Origin of the sequence: Vibrio sp. D3 (assembly GCF_043995865.1) — a bacterium.
In the GTDB taxonomy this organism is placed as follows: domain Bacteria; phylum Pseudomonadota; class Gammaproteobacteria; order Enterobacterales; family Vibrionaceae; genus Vibrio; species Vibrio diabolicus.
Genome location: NZ_CP171887.1, coordinates 1,577,480 through 1,592,906, shown reverse-complemented (window position 1 = coordinate 1,592,906; position 15,427 = coordinate 1,577,480). Strand labels below are relative to the sequence as shown.

Here is a 15,427-nt window from a genome sequence, read left to right as displayed (position 1 = left end):
GGCGTATTTAAGTGATCTCAGGATGTTGGTGTTTGTTATTCCAACACCCTAAGACAACTTGCACTTTGAACTAATCGCTCTCGCCCAAGAGGCCTCTCCCAATACATCGGGAGAAAAGCCAAAGAATCATTGGAAAGGAACACATAAAAATGAAAAAAATTGCGCTAACTCTGGCTGCGACGTCAATCACGCTTGTAAGTTACTCTGCGTTTTCCGCTCAAGATGGCGAGCACGTTCGCCTAGCAACCACTACCAGTACTTACCATTCAGGGTTACTTGATTACCTGCTTCCACAATTTGAGAAAGATACGGGCTACAAAGTCGATGTTATCGCTGCGGGTACTGGCAAGGCCTTAAAAATGGGCGAAAACGGTGACGTAGATTTGGTGATGACACACGCACCAAAAGCCGAAGGCACATTCGTTGAGAAAGGCTACGGCGTTCTACCTCGTAAACTGATGTATAACGACTTTGTAATTGTTGGCCCGAAAGCTGACCCAGCAAAAATCAAAAATGACGAAAGCGTGTTAGATGTATTCAAAGAGATCGCAAACAAAAACGCAACGTTCATCTCTCGCGGCGATGATTCTGGTACGCACAAAAAAGAAATGGGCTTCTGGGCTCAAACTAAAATCGAACCAAACTTTGGCGGTTACCGCAGCGTAGGTCAAGGTATGGGCCCAACTCTGAACATGGCGTCTGAAATGCAAGGCTACACCATGACAGACCGCGGCACATGGTTGGCTTATCAAAACAAATTGGATCTAGAAATTCTGTTCCAAGGCGATGAAAAACTGTTTAATCCGTACCAAGTTATTCTTGTTAATCCTGAGCGTTACCCAACAATCAACTACCAAGGCGCGAAAGCATTCAGTGATTGGTTGGTGAACCCTCGCGGACAGGAACTTATCAATGGTTTCCGCCTAAACGGTAAACAACTGTTTGTTGCGAATGCTGAGAGCAAATAACGCAATATGAATCTTGCTGATACAACACTGGAAGCGCTTCGCTTACTGGTGAATTTTGATGCAGACCTATGGGAGATCGTTGCGGTCTCCTTTAGTGTTTCTATCACGGCAATATCTTTAGTGGTATTGCCGGCTATTTTGATGTCCTTTGTACTGGCGTATACCGACTTTCGCGGTAAATGGTTTTTGTTGTCGATCGTGAATACGCTGCAAGCGGTCCCTACCGTCGTGATTGGCCTGTTGCTGTACATGTTGCTGTCGCGCGCTGGCCCTTGGGGAGACTGGCAAATGCTGTTCACTCAGAAGGCGATGATCTTCGGCCAAATGGTGATCTGTTTCCCTGTTTTGGTATCGATGATGCATGGTGCATTGCAATCTAGCGACCGTCGCGCTGTGGAAACTGCCATCACGCTAGGCGTCTCCATTCCGCGCGTGGCCGCTACGATGATTTGGGAAACCCGCTTTCCTCTACTCGCAGCTATCATTGCAGGGTTCTCACGTATCGTAACCGAGGTGGGCTGCTCAATGATGGTAGGCGGAAACATTATGGGCGTGACGCGCAATATTCCCACTGCTATCGCAATGGAAAGCAGCAAAGGTGCTTTTGCGCAAGGAGTTGCATTAGGAATTGTATTACTATCTTTAGCGTTGGCACTAAACTTCTTCTTATCAAGCATGAGAGGCAAAGGCTACCTCAGAACATAGAACATGAAGCAAACAAACGACTCACCATTAACCCCATGTAGAGGCGCATTATGACTATAAAAATCACCGCCGAGCAGTTATCCATGCGCTTTAAAGAGCGTGTGCTTTTCCACATCCCTGAGTTAGCCATCGGCCCAAATGATGCCATTTATCTCAAGGGGGACAATGGTGTGGGCAAAACTACCCTACTCAAAATCCTTGCCGGCTTGCTCAAACCTTCTACTGGCGATGTTGTTGCGCCAAAAGATACGTGGCTGAAAAGACTGACGCGTCGCAATGGTCGTGTCGATGTGATTTATCTCCATCAGTCTCCTTACCTTTTTGACGGCACTGTATATGAGAACGTAGTTTATGGATTGAAATATCAACAAGACACACCAAAAGATAAGCGAGCTCAAGTTATTCACGCGCTGCGCATGGTAGGTTTAGAAACCTTAGCGGACGAACATATTTCCGTGTTGTCCGGCGGTGAAAAACAGCGCGTTGCCATGGCAAGGGCTTGGATCTTAAAACCGTCGATTTTATTGATGGATGAGCCAAGTGCGTCTTTAGACCAAGAATCCATTGAACGATTGGTGGTGATGGCGAAAGATCTTTTGGATCGTGGTTCCAGTATTGTGGTGACAAGCCATCAAACCAACGCACTGACCGACTTGTGTAAAAAACAGTGGTGGATTAAAGACAAGACTTTGATAGAGTCTCCTCTGTTGTATGTCATACCAAAAGAAACATCCCAAGAGAATGCATATGCTTCAACCAACACAAACTAGTTGGGTCATTTTGGCTGGTGGCCAAGCCAGCCGTATGGGTGGAAAAGATAAAGGTCTGATTGAATTAAATCAGAAGCCACTCATCGAACACGTTATTGAACGTTTATCTCCACAAACACCACGCATTTTAATTAATGCCAACCGAAACCAAGATGCGTACAGCAAATTTGGTTTCGTATTTAGTGATAAATTCAAAGATTTCCCTGGACCTATGGGCGGTATTCACGCGGGTTTGATGCATGCTGAAACTGACTGGGTTGGATTTGTACCTTGCGATAGCCCACAAATTAACACCGACCTTGTCGAGCGTTTCTGCCAAGCCGCCAAAGAAGACAGCGATATTTTGGTCGCTCATGATGGTGACCATCAGCAACCTGTTTTCACGCTCTACCACAAACGCGTACTGCCAAAACTCACCGCATTTTTAGAACGTGGCGACCGCAAAATCATTCTGCTCTACAAAGAGTGCAACACCAGTTACGTTGACTTTAGCGACTCACCAAACTGTTTCGTCAACTTGAACACTCCGGAAGAACTGGCGCAATTTGGACAATTAGAATCATGAAACACACGCTAAACATCCCTATTCTTGGTTTTGCAGCTTATTCAGGCACAGGCAAAACCACGCTACTTGAAGCGCTATTGCCAAAGCTGACTGAAGCAGGTTTACGCATTGGCATGCTAAAACATGCTCATCACAACTTCGATGTCGATAAGCCGGGTAAAGACAGCTACCGTTTACGCAAAGCCGGCGCGTCTCAAATGCTGATTGCTTCTCGCAACCGTTTTGCGTTAATGACAGAAACGCCAGAAGCCGAAGCAGAGTTTGAATACCTATTAACACGTTTTGATGAAGACAAGCTCGATGTAGTTTTGGTCGAAGGCTGTAAAAACATCGCGTTTCCTAAAATTGAATTGCACCGTGAAGAAGTGGGTAAACCTTGGCTTTACCCTCACGATGAAAACATCATTGCTATCGCTTCCGACAGTGCGGAGTTAGATTCTGAGCTCCCTCAAATGAACATCAATGATTTGGATGCCATCGCTCAATTTGTTCTTCAATACGTTCAAGATGCAAAAGCACCAAAATCTAAAGAGAAAGACGCCGCATGTTGCGACACACTTTCTCCGGCTTTCCTTTCTGTGGTTCAAGGCCAAGAAAAAATCCTTTCTTTGGTGAACACGGTTTCGGAAATAGAAGCATGCAAGATTGAAAACGCCTATGGCCGCGTTCTCGCGGAACATATCATTTCACCAGTAAACGTGCCGCAGTACACCAACTCTGCGATGGACGGTTATGCCATCCGCAGTGATGATGTTGACCGCGATAGCTACCAAGTGATTGCTGAAGTGATGGCGGGCCATGCTTACGATCAGCCTCTGGAAGTTGGTCAAGCGGTGAAGATCATGACCGGCGCACCGACACCACTTAACGGCGACACAGTGGTCATGCGTGAGCAAGCCTCTCAAGAAGGTGACAAGGTCACCTTTAACGGTGCGAATATCAAAGCAGGCCAAAACGTTCGTCAAGCAGGTGAAGATCTCGTTATCGGCAGTGACGTCTTTACCGCAGGCACTCGCCTAGCCTCTCCAGAAATGGGCATGATCGCTTCTCTCGGTTTTGGTGAAGCGAATGTGTTCCGCAAATTGAAAGTTGCCGTGTTCTCCACCGGTGACGAAGTACAAGCGCCGGGAACAGAGCAAAAAGCGAATTCTATCTACGATTCCAACCGTTTTACCATCATGGGCATGCTTGAAAAGCTCGGCTGCGAGATCTTGGATTTCGGTATTCTGGAAGACAACGAACAGTTAATGATTGAAGCGTTGGAAAACGCATCGGCGCAAGCGGACGTGGTTATGACTTCTGGTGGCGTATCCGTTGGTGATGCGGATTACATCAAACTTGCCTTAGATAAACTTGGTCAAATCGATTTTTGGCGAATCAACATGCGTCCGGGACGTCCACTCGCGTTTGGTCAAATCAACAACAAGCCGTTCTTTGGTCTGCCGGGCAACCCTGTTGCCGTGATGGTCTCTTTCATTAATTTTGTTGAGCCTGCACTGCGTAAGATGCAAGGCGAACAAGGCTGGAAGCCTCTGAAAGTGAATGCCATCGCAACTGAGAATCTTCGCTCTCGACAAGGTCGTACCGAGTTTAGTCGAGGAATCTATGAACTGGATGACACTGGCCGTTTAACCGTTCGTACAACAGGCAAGCAAGGCTCTGGCATTTTGCGCTCAATGAGTGAGGCGAACTGTTTGATCGAAATCTCCCCAGCTATTGATACAGTAAAAGCGGGAGAAAGCGTGACAATTATCCCACTTCAAGGCAGAATCTAGCCCAAACTAGAAATTCAAAGGTCAGCGAGTCTGGCCTTTTTATTTAATACAGAAACCTTTTCAGAGAGACAGCTATGGCTCGCACCATTCTTTACACTTACAAAGACCAAGACAAAGAACTGACGTTCTCATACCAGCAGCACCGCAACATTCAAGAAGCGGTTGCAGAAGCAGAAGGTATCGATATCACTGAGTTCCTAAAGATGGAGCAACAAATCGAAGCAGTGTCTGACACTAAAGCGGTACGAAACTACCGCGATAACTACTTCAGAAAATTAGGCTTTAGCAAAATCACCCTAGCTCAAAAAGAAAACCTGGGCGTAGGCAAAAAGAACAAATAAGCTTAGCTGTAAACAGAAAACTCGCGATTCGTCGCGAGTTTTTTTATGCATGCTACTTTTGTTCGTGCTCTATACCCGAGCATACCGAAATTACTTAGGAATATGAGTTACTTCGATATATAAATAAAAAGCCCCGTTTTACCTTGATGGTCTAAACGGGGCTTTAAATTTCTTCTTACTTTATATCGAGTAAGGTTTCAGTCACTACTTGATGTTTAGGAACGCAGCGCCACGTACACCACCTGAATCACCGTGTTTTGCTTTGATGATCTTCGGACACTTCGCGACAGAAAGCAGGTACTTAGGAATACGTTTTGGCATCTCTTCGTAAATCAATTCGAAGTTGGAAAGACCACCACCCAGCACAACAACATGTGGGTCAGTCGCTGTAAAGATGTTTGCAAAACAGATAGCCAGCAACTCCATAAAACGCTCAACGTGCTCAACAGCTTTCGCCTCACCTTCTGCGTGCGCTTTAATGATGTCGATCGCTTTCTTCTCTTCACCGTAGTAATGGGCGTAGAGCAGCTCGAAGCCTCGACCAGAAAGGTAACTGTCTAAACACCCCTTCTTGTCACAGCCACAGCCCAATAGAGGTGCGTTTTCGCCTAAGTGGAACCAAGCATCGATAGGTAAACGAGTATGGCCCACCTCACCTGCTACGTGGTTACGACCAGAGAAAACTTTACCATCGTAGATAAAACCGCCTCCAAAACCAGTGCCTAGGATCAAACCAAGTACAGAAGGCTCATCTTGAAGCTCTTCGTCCCATGCTTCTGATAGCGCAAAACAGTTCGCATCGTTTTCAATCTTTACGCTGCGACCTATTTTCGCTTCAAGATCCGCGCGCAGTGGTTTGCCTTTCGCCGCAGGAACGTTAACTGTTAATACCGTTGCATCGTCTGCGTCTTCCATGCCTGGTAGGCCAAGACCAATTGTGCCTTCGCAACCAAACTCTGCATCGTATTTGTTAACCAATACCGCAATGGTATCAACCAGCAGCTCGTAGTTGTCTGTTGGTGTAGGTACACGTTCCGTCGCTACACGCTCAAGCTTCTCGTTAAATGCACCAAATTCAATTTTAGTGCCACCGACATCAAAGCCGTAATACATGTATTTCTCTCCTAAAAAATGCTTAAACGACTCCAAAAATGGCTGGAGTCAAAAGTATAAACTAGTGGCATTATCCATATCTGTACGCCTGCAAACCGTGACCGAATGCAGATTTATACCCTCACCGCAGCCAGTTGAACAACATGCCATCAACAAAAGTTCATTCCTTAGAGTCAGCTCTCGGTTTTCACCCACTCTTTGAAACGTTTTAAATGCGGTCGGTTGGGATCGTTTTTGACTCGGGTCTTGGTCAACATGTAGGTTTCTCTAAAGGCTTCAAACCACAATTGAAGGCATTCCGATGCTTTGTTCTCACCGGCTTGTTTCAAAACTAAAGTCGCAACTTCGGCGGTCGAAAGATGCTGCTCGTTCTCAGAACGGCGCATGATGTATTCTGATAAACACTCCGGCTCGATAGATAAAACTGGTAGAGACTGTAAAAACTCAGAGCGACGGAAAATTTTTCGTGCCTCACGCCAGCTACCATCAATAAAGATCAGCAACCATTTTTTGTTCTGAGCCTCTTCGTTTATTAATCGCGCAGGCTCCAGATCTTCAATTAAACGAGATGGGTCATCCACATAGTCTGCAGGAAATACAATCACTGGTTGGTAGTTGTCATCCTGTAATAGATCCAGCATCTCCTCAGACGGCTCTGTTCGATTCCATTGATACACGTAAGTCTCTTGAATCGTATCAGCTATTAGACGACCGGTATTACTTGGCTTAAATACTTCGTTTTCAGAAACAATCAACATACATGCAATATTAGCCTTGATGTTTGGCTGAAGATCGCACAAACAGTGTTGCTCAGAAACCTGGCAATATTGACAACGGACCACTTTACATCCACGCGCGTTGAAAGGCTTGGTTGAGATAGATTGTCGGTACTGATATAAACGGTGGAAAGCGTGAATTCTCATGGTAAGTAATGCCAAGTAAAAATTAGAGCGCGATTCTACTGACATTATGGTTTCGCCTCAAGATAAGCCCTTCAACGCACCTTACTGTTTGTTGAAATAATTTCACCCTTATCTCGGTCATAGATAAAGTAATAAATAAGGAAATGACAGTGACAGAAACGACGTTTCAAGATCCCTCGTGGATAAGATTAGGCTTTTTTCTCGGCGTATTATTACTTTGTGCCCTTTGGGAAAACAAACTGCCGAGAAAAACACTTACCGCTTCACGCGGGTTTCGCTGGGTCAATAACTTATCACTGGTTGCTGTGAATAGCTTGATTGTTGCGTTAGTCATGCCTATCGCCGCCTTTCAAGCTGCAATTATCGCTCAGGAGCAACAATGGGGACTATTTAATTTGCTCTCCCTGCCCGCTTGGTTAAACGTGCTTCTAGCGGTTATTCTGCTTGATTTCGTCATTTACGTTCAGCATGTGGTCTTTCACTATGTAAAGCCACTGTGGAAGCTTCATCGAATGCACCATGCCGATCTCGACATTGATGTCACTACTGGCGCACGTTTTCATCCCATCGAAATCATCATCTCGATGGGTGTCAAAATTGCCACTGTATTTATCTTAGGCGTTTCTCCTATCGCTATCGTGGTATTCGAAATAGTGCTCAATGCCAGTGCGATGTTTAATCACAGTAATGCAAAACTGGCTTTATCAGCGGATCAGAAACTGCGAAACGTCATAGTGACGCCAGACATGCATCGCGTTCATCATTCCGTGATAGCAAAAGAAACCAACTCGAATTTCGGTTTCTTCCTTTCTGTTTGGGACCGACTTTTTGGGACATATCGAGCTCAGCCTGAACTTGGCCATGATGATGTCGTAATTGGTATACCGGAAATTAGGAATGAAGCAGAACAACGATTAGACAAGCTGTTAACTCAACCTTTTCGCTATAACCGAAGAAGGCGCAACAGTTGAAGAAAAGTTTTTGTGGATGAAGTGCGTAAACAAAGCGAATAGACTAAACCTAAACACCAACCAGTTAAACACCACTTCATCCTTGCGATGCTAGCTAGTGGATTCACTCTCCGTTAGTTGACGTTTTTTGTTTAACTGAGTAATACCAACAAATAAACCAACCACACCAAGCACCGTGCACACCAAAGCATTAGTATTCATTGCTTGTTGTACTTCTATTGAGCTGTATAGAAAAGCCAGACTGAAGAAAGTGGTACCAAAGCTTAAACCTGTCAATACGCTGAAACCAGCGAAACTGGCCAAGTCTTTAAAATCGTTCATAACGAATCCCTGTTTACTATCCTTAATTGAGTGATGAAAAGTGAAAGTTAACGAAATATCTGGCGTGATTGTCGATGTTTACGCGCGTTCCATAACCAGATAGATACGCCGAATGAAAAACCTAAAAAGAGTGTTTTCATTTGAAGTGCGGCATTGTTGTCCAATATTTCTAATGTATAGTGAGCGTGCGAGCTAAAAATAACATTGGTCGTCAGAATCAATAGCATAAGTACTAATCCGGAACGAAGGTGCTTCACCAACAGATACACCGCTAGTAAGTCTAACAGCCCCAACGAGCTCCAATAAATATTCAACCAGCGTGGCGCAAAATCATAAGGCAAAAAACCGTTAGCAATGTTGTCATAAAGATGAACCACACCGCCAACTGTCATAAAAAGGCATAAGAGAAACACGACGAATTTATCCATTATCGTTTCCTTATCTGAATGAATGCGCAAAGCATATAGAAGTCAGTTAAACATTTGTAATCTCATAGCCATTTTTGAGATCGACAGTGCCTTTAAACAGTACGAGAGGCGTGCGAAAGAAATTTATTCGCTCCTGATAGAAGCATAGTGTTAGCTTTGGCATTTCGCTCAAATACACCAATGTTAGAACAGAAGTCTCATTCAAACCGCTCCTTGGTCTATCAGTTTTCGAACTTTTTCCAGTGCGTTCTGAAAAACGGTATGCGCTTGTGAGGAAATATCGCTCCCTATATCGTGCCAAAAGAACGCAAAATCATGTCCGCCATCGTCTTGCGTATGAAACGTCCATGAATCCGCTAGGTCAGCACACTCGCACGAAACAAAGTGCCATACTTGATTTTGAAAGCCACTGTCCCATGAGCATAAATACCGAGCGGAGATAACGTGCGTAATTCCAGATTCTTCAGCAAGCTCCCGCTTTGCAGCCGTGATGTAACTTTCATCAAACGTCTCAATAGTGCCCTTGACGAGCTGAATACCCGCCAACGGATGTTTAAAAAGTAGGAGCTCTTGGTTTTGCTTACGCAGAACGACGGGACAAACTTTATCGATCACAAAACCACTCCTCGTTGTTTAAGCAGAAAGCTTTGGCTTGTTCTGGATATAAAGGAATCGCATGAAGTTGCTCTACACGCACCCACTTTAAATGGTACTGATTAACATCTGATTTTCTGATTTGCTCTGGCCCAGCCCCCAGTTTCACTTTTGAGTTCCCGACATAAGAGAGAAAATAGGTTTCTAAGCGCCCTTGATTTTCGAGTTCAAAAGCCTTCTCAACCCAATTGAGTTTCAATGAGGTTTCTTCCAGCGCTTCTCTTTTCGCGGCTTCAACAGGCTGCTCTCCTACCTCAACACTGCCACCGGGGAAAACCCAATAGTGTCTATCGTTTTGAAAACGCTGAATAAGCAAAAGTTCTTGCTGATGATTAACCAGTATAAGCCTAGCTCTTTGTAATAATTGCATGATTCATTCCTTTGAATTCGGACAACATTCTAGTCATCTTGTTTCACCGAGATACCATTAACACCACGTAGTGATAACTCAGCCCTTAAGAAATGAGCAAGATGCGATATAACTCACTTTTGCGATTTGAATAGCAATGAGAGGATGAGTAGAAGCAACAAAAAAGCAGAACCGAAGTTCTGCTTTTAGAAGATGAAAACATGTCACTTATGCGGACTGATGTAGCTCGTATTTATGCAACATCGCTTGTTGATGCCCTGCAATTTCTGCCACTTGTTCAGAGCTCTCTACCATGGATTCAAGTTGTAACTTTGTACGCTCTCCAAGCTCGGAAATATTATTGATGGATTGAGACACGTCCGCCGTCGCACGTTCTTGTTCTTCTGTAGCAACTGAGATTTGCTCAACACGTTCTTGAATGTGTTTAACCGCAAGGTTGATATCCGAGAATGTTGATTTCACTTCATTGCTGGACTGCAGCGCATGGGCCATTTCTTCTCTTGAATCACTTACCGCTTGGCGAGAACGCTCTGCTGCGGTAATAAGCTCAATCATCATTGCTCGGATGTTCGTTGTTTGTTGAGAAGTATCACTTGCTAGTTTGCGGACTTCATCCGCGACAACTGCAAACCCACGCCCTTGTTCACCAGCTCGAGCGGCTTCTATTGCTGCGTTGAGAGCAAGCAAGTTTGTGTTGTCAGCAATACCACTGATCATATCGACCATTTCACGAATCTGCTTAACACGCTGGTCTAGTTCTAACATAGATCGCTCATTCATATCCAAAGAGCTTTCAAGTGATTCCAAACGTTCACGGTTTTGTTCCACAACGTGAACGCCTTTTTCAGTGTGCTGGGTAGCAAGCATCGAGTCCTGTGACGAGGCATTTGTCACTGTTGCGATTTCACGAATGGAGGCTTCAAGTTGCGTAATGGTCGTGATCATACTCGCCAATGCTTCATTTTGTGTCGTCAGCCCATCGCTCGTTTGTTCAGCTGCACTGTGGCTTACTTCAGCCGTCTGATAAAGCATTTCACAATTGCGCGTCACCGTTTGAATGGAATCGTGTGTGGAATCGATCACTTGATTCAACTTTCGTGCTACTTCTTTCAGCTCATAAGGGCCGACCTCATCTGCATTGTCACGAAAGTCATGCTCGGTAAGTGCTGAAAGACGCGTTAGTACATTCCTTAACCCTCGGTTTGTCCATGACTTCAGACTGAACCAAGTGATCAGAATAATGAAAGAAATCACACACGCTGCAAAAACGATCATAACACTCACTGACTGAATAGTGTCATTGACCACACTCTCTTTATCCGCAATCAACTCACCAGCAGCTTGTGATATTTGATCAAGCAACCGCATGGTTTCATCCGCAAGAATCGAAGCCTGTTTAAACTCTGAACGTTGCAGTTCCCCTTGTTCTAGTTTGGCGAGGATCAAACGCAGCACGCCCTTTTCACTAAAGCCTTGCTTCACCATCTCGTACGGTGCCGTTAGGCTTGCGTATTCGCTTACTTCTGGATGTAAAGACTGGAAATCTTCATAGGCGAGATTAATACCTGCAATACGGTTACGCATTTCTCGGTATTCTTTTTCGGCTTTGCTCAGCTCAGAATGCATCATCATTACTAAGAACGTGCTTTCCATTGAGCTCGCTGAGGCAATAAATCGGTTGGCGGCATCACTCGATTCAGGATTTTCGGCACTAAGAAACGAGCTAATTCGATTCATTTCCGGGCCGATAGAGCTGAGTCCATAGCGGAACCCGCCAACTCCTGCATCAATATCCATTTGAATTTTTATCACTGAAGATTGCTTCAGTAAAATGGACTGCGTGATGTTATGTAAACGCGCTAAATTTGTATCTAACTCCTCAGAGAGTTGCTCAGCAACACCAGAAGCTTCTCCAACCAAACTTTTACTTTGAGTCGCAAGTGAATCGATTTGCTCTTTTATTAGAGGCAACTCTTTTGGCTCAGTAATTTGCATACCATGGTTGAGTAGCTTAACCATCTCCAATACATTCCTGGTTAACTTTGCGTTCGCCATCGCGATTGGTAACGCTTTTTGCGACAAGTCTTCAAATTGCTCTCCTACCTGTTCCATTCCTTTGAAACTTGAGACAGAAAGGGCTATAACAAGAGCTATGATAGTTAAAAATGTTGCACTAACAGCCTGAATCAGTGAAAGTGATGTGCGTGAGCGTTTTCGCTTTGCCATAATCAATTTTTATTCTTTCTTAAGGTTGAATCGGTTTTGCAGTGATTCCGTCACATTTGTGAGACAAAACCGTGATTTGCAGCCCATACTATGGATTGGTTATGACACTAATATTTCAGTTGTGAGTCGTAGAGATGACAGGTGGTGATTTGCGTCGAGTATATTTTCCTTTGATAATCAGTGTGCTACTAAGCGCCTGCTCTTCTGGGCCTGAACCTAGCGAGCAAGTGCAAGTGACAACACCTACAAATCAGTTATTGGACAATAACCCTGACTTGTTCCAGTTTTATACAGAATGGCATGGCACACCTTATCGCTTAGGCGGCACACAAAAATCTGGTATTGATTGCTCGGCATTTGTGCAAAAAGCCTTTGTCGAGGCTTATCAGCTATCGTTACCCAGGACAACGAGACAACAATCGAAACAAGGTGTGGAATTAAATTGGACGGACGCCAAACAAGGAGATTTGGTGTTTTTTAAGACAAGACGGACGACCTATCATGTAGGGATTTACTTGGGTAACAAGCAGTTCATGCATGCGTCAACGTCTAAAGGTGTGATCATTTCAAGAATCGACAACCCATACTGGGCATCTAAGTTTTGGCAAGTAAGAAGAGTTACAATGTAACTCTTCTTACTTTTAGAATTGGAGATGACTGGTATCAAACAATATCAATCGTAAGTAGCAACGGCAGTATCGAATAGGTTTTTAACCAAAGCGATGTATTCATCAAGGAACGTGATCTGTTCATTAGTCGCTTTTTTATGCCATACACCAGCCAATATCTCACCAAGATCTTCAACAACCGCATCCGCTTCTTTTAGTAATTTGAAGCGTACGCTTGAGTGAAGCTCTGGGTTTTGCTCAAAGATCGCCATGATGTTTGAAGCCACCATATCGGTGACGACATCTTCGATGCTTTCGGATCCAGTGTCGCCAATTTCAGTCGTGAAAATATCTAGATTTAGCGACAAGTGCTCGATAAGAGCGAGATATCCATCGGTTTCTAAAACCACTGTTTTTCTCCGTTTATTGCAAGCCTTCGAAGCTGAAAGCGGAATAGTTTCAATAGTAAGACATGCCGAGAAAATTTCATTAACTTATTTCATATTAACAAACATTCACGAACCAACTGGATGTTTTTCAAACAATTGCGCTTTGCCTCACTGCGTTCGGATACAGGGTTTCTTCAAACCTTTTTGTATTTCAGTCATTTTCATGCAAACAAGTTTGGTTACGACCGTTTTCTTTTGCACGATACAACGCAGCATCGGCACTCTTTAACCATTGAGTGTGAGTTTCAAAATAAGGTTTATACTCGCAAACACCAATACTTATCGTGTAATTAATCAAAAAATCTTCCACTTTCACGATCTCTTGCTCAATTCTTTTACGTAAACGCTCCGCGAAATAGCAAGCTTGTTCTTGATTCGTATGAGGAAGCAATACCGTAAACTCTTCTCCGCCAAAACGACCGCACACATCACTGCTTCTTGCTGTCTTTCTTAATAACGAAGAAGTACGACGAATGACTTCATCTCCCGTCGGGTGACCATAGGTATCATTCACTTTTTTAAAGTGGTCGATATCAAATATTACTAATGAGCATGGTCCGTCGATAACTTTTAGGTGAGCAAACTCTTCTTTCAGCGATTGCTCCCAATAAGCACGATTAAATAAACCTGTTAAACCATCTTTGCGACTGATTTCAGACAAATGTTGATTTGTTTCTTTCAAATGAATGCGATTTCTTGCCGTTTCAGAGACATCATTCACTTGAATAGCAATGTGGCTGACCTCTCCTGAGAGCCCGATTAACGGGGTGATTACGATGTCTTGATACATGAAATCACTGCTGTTTGAAACCGGAGAAAAATTGTTGAATTTAAAAAGGTACGGTCGGTTTTCCCAGCTAGAGAAGGAACGAGTTTCCAGATCGGCGGCGGTTTTTATCTTGGTTTCTAGCCAAGTTTTTGGCAGCTCTTCAAAATGATCAAATAAACATTGGCCAAGGATTTCTTGTGACAGAACGCCACTGTATGACTGCATAAAACTGTTCCACACACAGACCTTATACTCTTGATCCAACACGATAAGCCCTGAATCCATCGTATCGAGAATTTGTGTGACCCAATGAAAGTCTGCTATGTCCAGCGTAATATCGGACATTAGATTAGCTCCATGATTTCATAAATAATTTCTACGGATGGTTTATCAATTAAAAACAGTACCTCACACTCAAAATCGAGCGCTTCTGCCATGTAGGTGTATTCGATAGTAAACAGCTCACCTAATTCACCCTGCTCTTCACAGTAAGGCGTTAACGTATCCACAATGCCTGGCTGACGAAGTGAGAATTGCTTGTCGAGCTGATCCCCTAACGATGTGAGAAATGAAGAAACCAGTAAGTTCGAGATATTCAAAATGATTTCATTATGAGGTGTAAACTCAAGCAGATAGCCTAACTTCTCACCAATTTGATTGATGTCTCTACCACGTAAACACACCAGAGCTTCACCATGAATACCGCCACCAACAAACCTCTGCGCAACCGCGACGGAGCCATCACGCCCAACAACGTCGACAAGCGTCATATGAAGTTCGCCATAGGATAACGGACCAACATGTGGAACAGGAAGTTGGATGAACTCGTGTAAATGGTCTGCCATAATCGCAGCCCCTTTACCAAGGGCAATGTTTGCAATCTCGCGGAATTTGGCTAATGAGGAGAACTCCTCGCAAATCTGGATTTTAGGATCAATCGAATGGCTAGGCTTGAACGCATAGTGCAGCCCCAATTGTTCATAGAGCGGTATCACCTGCTCTTCTGTCAGAGGCTTAGCGATAAAAGCTTGAGCACCTAGCTCTATGCAGCGCTGTTTTGCCTCTTGTTGAACATCTCCAGAAATAATGACGATTTCAGTCTGGTAGTGACTAACAGGTAATGACTCGAGGACTTCAAAACCGTCCATGATCGGCATCGTTAAATCGAGAAACAAAATATCGATATTTTGCTCCGCAAGAATATTTAGCGCCTCATACCCATCTTGAGCTTCGATCAGGTGCAATGATGTATCTTGTACGATGGAGCGCGCAATGAGCTTTCTTGCAACCGCTGAGTCATCACATATCAGTATTTTCATGTCACCAATGGAACTAACGTCAAAAAAATAATAATACCTGTTGTATACGTTCATCTCCATATGCTATGCCGACAAATCAGAGGCTTATAAGCGATTTGATTCACATTTATACAAATTGACTACACTGAGAGGAAGGTTTCTTTACGAAGTAT

General features: G+C 44.0%; 18 protein-coding genes. 8 read left to right on the top strand and 10 right to left on the bottom strand.

Annotation, left to right across the window (positions count from 1 at the left end; genetic code table 11):
- Nucleotides 1-149 precede the first annotated feature (149 nt).
- The 6 genes from ACHFJ9_RS15335 to ACHFJ9_RS15310 all read left to right on the top strand — a co-directional run bounded on the left by ACHFJ9_RS15335 (nt 150) and on the right by ACHFJ9_RS15310 (nt 5,124).
- On the top strand, nt 150-968 hold the full coding sequence (locus tag ACHFJ9_RS15335) for a substrate-binding domain-containing protein (RefSeq protein ID WP_258640067.1): 819 nt from the start codon (nt 150-152) through the stop codon (nt 966-968).
- Nucleotides 969-974: 6 nt separating this feature from the next.
- Nucleotides 975-1,673: an ABC transporter permease gene (locus ACHFJ9_RS15330; RefSeq protein WP_005396188.1), complete on the top strand. Its 699-nt coding sequence runs from the start codon at nt 975-977 to the stop codon at nt 1,671-1,673.
- 50 nt (nt 1,674-1,723) lie between these two features.
- Entirely contained in the window at nt 1,724-2,443 is a 720-nt protein-coding gene (locus tag ACHFJ9_RS15325) for an energy-coupling factor ABC transporter ATP-binding protein (RefSeq protein WP_025796368.1), read from the top strand.
- Nucleotides 2,421-3,008, top strand: a complete 588-nt coding sequence (gene mobA / locus ACHFJ9_RS15320) for a molybdenum cofactor guanylyltransferase MobA (protein ID WP_395357390.1) — start codon at nt 2,421-2,423, stop codon at nt 3,006-3,008. The genes ACHFJ9_RS15325 and mobA overlap by 23 nt, the downstream gene beginning before the upstream one ends.
- Nucleotides 3,005-4,783: a bifunctional molybdopterin-guanine dinucleotide biosynthesis adaptor protein MobB/molybdopterin molybdotransferase MoeA gene (locus tag ACHFJ9_RS15315; RefSeq protein ID WP_104969466.1), complete on the top strand. Its 1,779-nt coding sequence runs from the start codon at nt 3,005-3,007 to the stop codon at nt 4,781-4,783. Before mobA ends, ACHFJ9_RS15315 begins: the two co-directional genes overlap by 4 nt.
- 74 nt (nt 4,784-4,857) lie before the next feature.
- Nucleotides 4,858-5,124 (top strand): DUF2960 domain-containing protein, encoded by a 267-nt coding sequence (locus ACHFJ9_RS15310; protein WP_005377584.1) that lies wholly within the window; start codon nt 4,858-4,860, stop codon nt 5,122-5,124.
- Between the two features lie 204 nt (nt 5,125-5,328).
- On the opposite strand, the gene nagK is transcribed toward ACHFJ9_RS15310, so the two are convergent.
- On the bottom strand, nt 5,329-6,237 hold the full coding sequence (gene nagK / locus ACHFJ9_RS15305) for an N-acetylglucosamine kinase (protein WP_395357387.1): 909 nt from the start codon (nt 6,235-6,237) through the stop codon (nt 5,329-5,331).
- Nucleotides 6,238-6,410: 173 nt separating this feature from the next.
- Nucleotides 6,411-7,160, bottom strand: coding sequence for a tRNA-uridine aminocarboxypropyltransferase (locus ACHFJ9_RS15300; RefSeq protein WP_256951844.1), 750 nt, complete (start codon nt 7,158-7,160; stop codon nt 6,411-6,413).
- A gap of 149 nt (nt 7,161-7,309) precedes the next feature.
- On the opposite strand from ACHFJ9_RS15300, the gene ACHFJ9_RS15295 reads away from it, so the two are divergent.
- Nucleotides 7,310-8,131, top strand: a complete 822-nt coding sequence (locus tag ACHFJ9_RS15295; RefSeq protein ID WP_012841839.1) for a sterol desaturase family protein — start codon at nt 7,310-7,312, stop codon at nt 8,129-8,131.
- Between the two features lie 90 nt (nt 8,132-8,221).
- On the opposite strand, the gene ACHFJ9_RS15290 is transcribed toward ACHFJ9_RS15295, so the two are convergent.
- The 5 genes from ACHFJ9_RS15290 to ACHFJ9_RS15270 all read right to left on the bottom strand — a co-directional run bounded on the left by ACHFJ9_RS15290 (nt 8,222) and on the right by ACHFJ9_RS15270 (nt 12,130).
- Entirely contained in the window at nt 8,222-8,452 is a 231-nt protein-coding gene (locus ACHFJ9_RS15290) for a hypothetical protein (RefSeq protein WP_395357385.1), read from the bottom strand.
- A 47-nt stretch (nt 8,453-8,499) separates the two neighbouring features.
- Complete coding sequence (locus tag ACHFJ9_RS15285) at nt 8,500-8,880, bottom strand: hypothetical protein (protein ID WP_258627417.1); 381 nt, start codon at nt 8,878-8,880, stop codon at nt 8,500-8,502.
- Between the two features lie 201 nt (nt 8,881-9,081).
- Nucleotides 9,082-9,495, bottom strand: coding sequence for an NUDIX hydrolase (locus tag ACHFJ9_RS15280; protein WP_065646733.1), 414 nt, complete (start codon nt 9,493-9,495; stop codon nt 9,082-9,084).
- Entirely contained in the window at nt 9,485-9,904 is a 420-nt protein-coding gene (locus ACHFJ9_RS15275) for an NUDIX domain-containing protein (RefSeq protein ID WP_395357382.1), read from the bottom strand. The genes ACHFJ9_RS15280 and ACHFJ9_RS15275 overlap by 11 nt, the downstream gene beginning before the upstream one ends.
- Before the next feature lie 207 nt (nt 9,905-10,111).
- The gene (locus ACHFJ9_RS15270) at nt 10,112-12,130 is read right to left on the bottom strand and encodes a methyl-accepting chemotaxis protein (protein WP_395357380.1); all 2,019 of its coding nucleotides are present in this window, start codon (nt 12,128-12,130) and stop codon (nt 10,112-10,114) included.
- Nucleotides 12,131-12,264: 134 nt separating this feature from the next.
- Here ACHFJ9_RS15270 and ACHFJ9_RS15265 point away from each other — a divergent pair, with 134 nt between their 5' ends.
- Nucleotides 12,265-12,759: an NlpC/P60 family protein gene (locus tag ACHFJ9_RS15265; RefSeq protein ID WP_005396208.1), complete on the top strand. Its 495-nt coding sequence runs from the start codon at nt 12,265-12,267 to the stop codon at nt 12,757-12,759.
- A 44-nt stretch (nt 12,760-12,803) separates the two neighbouring features.
- Here the strand turns inward: ACHFJ9_RS15265 and ACHFJ9_RS15260 are convergent, their stop codons facing one another.
- From ACHFJ9_RS15260 to ACHFJ9_RS15250, 3 genes are all read right to left on the bottom strand, one after another.
- Nucleotides 12,804-13,148 carry a DUF3802 family protein gene (locus tag ACHFJ9_RS15260; RefSeq protein ID WP_005396212.1) on the bottom strand — a complete coding sequence of 115 codons (345 nt, stop codon included), beginning with the start codon at nt 13,146-13,148 and terminating at the stop codon, nt 12,804-12,806.
- 190 nt (nt 13,149-13,338) lie between these two features.
- Nucleotides 13,339-14,301, bottom strand: coding sequence for a GGDEF domain-containing protein (locus ACHFJ9_RS15255; protein WP_005396213.1), 963 nt, complete (start codon nt 14,299-14,301; stop codon nt 13,339-13,341).
- Nucleotides 14,301-15,275, bottom strand: a complete 975-nt coding sequence (locus tag ACHFJ9_RS15250) for a response regulator (protein ID WP_395357377.1) — start codon at nt 15,273-15,275, stop codon at nt 14,301-14,303. Before ACHFJ9_RS15250 ends, ACHFJ9_RS15255 begins: the two co-directional genes overlap by 1 nt.
- Nucleotides 15,276-15,427: the final 152 nt, after the last annotated feature.

What these genes read in the sequence shown, in the direction of transcription:
- ACHFJ9_RS15335 (WP_258640067.1), top strand. Translation starts at nt 150, where the DNA reads ATGAAAAAAATTGCGCTAACTCTGGCTGCGACGTCAATCACGCTTGTA.
- ACHFJ9_RS15330 (WP_005396188.1), top strand. Translation starts at nt 975, where the DNA reads ATGAATCTTGCTGATACAACACTGGAAGCGCTTCGCTTACTGGTGAAT.
- ACHFJ9_RS15325 (WP_025796368.1), top strand. Translation starts at nt 1,724, where the DNA reads ATGACTATAAAAATCACCGCCGAGCAGTTATCCATGCGCTTTAAAGAG.
- mobA (WP_395357390.1), top strand. Translation starts at nt 2,421, where the DNA reads ATGCTTCAACCAACACAAACTAGTTGGGTCATTTTGGCTGGTGGCCAA.
- ACHFJ9_RS15315 (WP_104969466.1), top strand. Translation starts at nt 3,005, where the DNA reads ATGAAACACACGCTAAACATCCCTATTCTTGGTTTTGCAGCTTATTCA.
- ACHFJ9_RS15310 (WP_005377584.1), top strand. Translation starts at nt 4,858, where the DNA reads ATGGCTCGCACCATTCTTTACACTTACAAAGACCAAGACAAAGAACTG.
- nagK (WP_395357387.1), bottom strand. Translation starts at nt 6,237, where the DNA reads ATGTATTACGGCTTTGATGTCGGTGGCACTAAAATTGAATTTGGTGCA.
- ACHFJ9_RS15300 (WP_256951844.1), bottom strand. Translation starts at nt 7,160, where the DNA reads ATGAGAATTCACGCTTTCCACCGTTTATATCAGTACCGACAATCTATC.
- ACHFJ9_RS15290 (WP_395357385.1), bottom strand. Translation starts at nt 8,452, where the DNA reads ATGAACGATTTTAAAGACTTGGCCAGTTTCGCTGGTTTCAGCGTATTG.
- ACHFJ9_RS15285 (WP_258627417.1), bottom strand. Translation starts at nt 8,880, where the DNA reads ATGGATAAATTCGTCGTGTTTCTCTTATGCCTTTTTATGACAGTTGGC.
- ACHFJ9_RS15275 (WP_395357382.1), bottom strand. Translation starts at nt 9,904, where the DNA reads ATGCAATTATTACAAAGAGCTAGGCTTATACTGGTTAATCATCAGCAA.
- ACHFJ9_RS15270 (WP_395357380.1), bottom strand. Translation starts at nt 12,130, where the DNA reads ATGGCAAAGCGAAAACGCTCACGCACATCACTTTCACTGATTCAGGCT.
- ACHFJ9_RS15265 (WP_005396208.1), top strand. Translation starts at nt 12,265, where the DNA reads ATGACAGGTGGTGATTTGCGTCGAGTATATTTTCCTTTGATAATCAGT.
- ACHFJ9_RS15255 (WP_005396213.1), bottom strand. Translation starts at nt 14,301, where the DNA reads ATGTCCGATATTACGCTGGACATAGCAGACTTTCATTGGGTCACACAA.
- ACHFJ9_RS15250 (WP_395357377.1), bottom strand. Translation starts at nt 15,275, where the DNA reads ATGAAAATACTGATATGTGATGACTCAGCGGTTGCAAGAAAGCTCATT.